At 66.7% G+C, this 1,012-nt stretch carries 1 protein-coding gene; it reads right to left on the bottom strand.

Going from position 1 to position 1,012, the window contains the following annotated elements; translation table 11 throughout:
- A partial coding sequence (locus tag ACZ6I1_RS35030) for a dihydropteroate synthase (protein WP_469293179.1) occupies positions 1 to 1,012 on the bottom strand: 1,012 nt, incomplete at both ends.

Below are 1,012 nucleotides of genomic sequence, written 5' to 3'. Positions count from 1 at the left end.
AGGATCGCGGACACCGGCTGCTTGATGCCGATGTTGACGACGTTGTAGCCGTTGTTCGTCAGGATGATGTCGACCAGGTTCTTGCCGATGTCGTGGACGTCACCGCGCACGGTGGCCAGCACGATGGTGCCCTTGCCCTCGTCGTCGGTCTTCTCCATGTGCGGCTCGAGGTAGGCGACGGCCGTCTTCATGACCTCGGCGGACTGCAGCACGAACGGCAGCTGCATCTGGCCGGAGCCGAAGAGCTCGCCGACGACCTTCATGCCCTCCAGGAGGGTGTCGTTGACGATGTCGAGGGCGGGCCGGGTCTGCAGGGCCTCGTCGAGGTCGGCCTCCAGGCCGTTCTTCTCCCCGTCGATGATGCGGCGCTGCAGTCGCTCGTCCAGCGGCAGCGCGAGGAGTTCCTCGGCGCGGCCGGCCTTGAGCGACTTGGTGTTGACGCCCTCGAAGAGGGCCATCAGCTTCTGCAGCGGGTCGTAGCCCTCGCTCCGCCGGTCGTAGATCAGGTCGAGGGCGGTGGTGACCTGCTCCTCGTCGAACCGGGCGATCGGCAGGATCTTGGAGGCATGGACGATCGCGGAGTCCAGACCGGCCTTCACGCACTCGTCGAGGAAGACGGAGTTCAGCAGGACGCGTGCGGCCGGGTTGAGGCCGAAGGAGATGTTGGACAGGCCCAGCGTGGTCTGCACGTCCGGGTGGCGGCGCTTGAGCTCGCGGATCGCCTCGATGGTGGCGATGCCGTCCTTGCGGGATTCCTCCTGGCCGGTGCAGATGGTGAAGGTCAGGGTGTCGATGAGGATGTCCGACTCGCGGATCCCCCAGTTCCCCGTCAGGTCCTCGATCAGGCGCTCGGCGATGGCGACCTTGTGCTCGACGGTCCGGGCCTGGCCCTCCTCGTCGATGGTCAGCGCGATCAGCGCAGCACCGTGCTCCCGCGCCAGCCGGGTGACCTTCGCGAACCGCGACTCCGGCCCGTCCCCGTCCTCATAGTTCACCGAGTTGATGACCGCAC

Source organism: Streptomyces sp. NPDC046303 (assembly GCF_055588085.1).
Note: the sequence above shows the minus strand (reverse complement) of the source record. Positions and strands in the feature narration are given on the sequence as shown.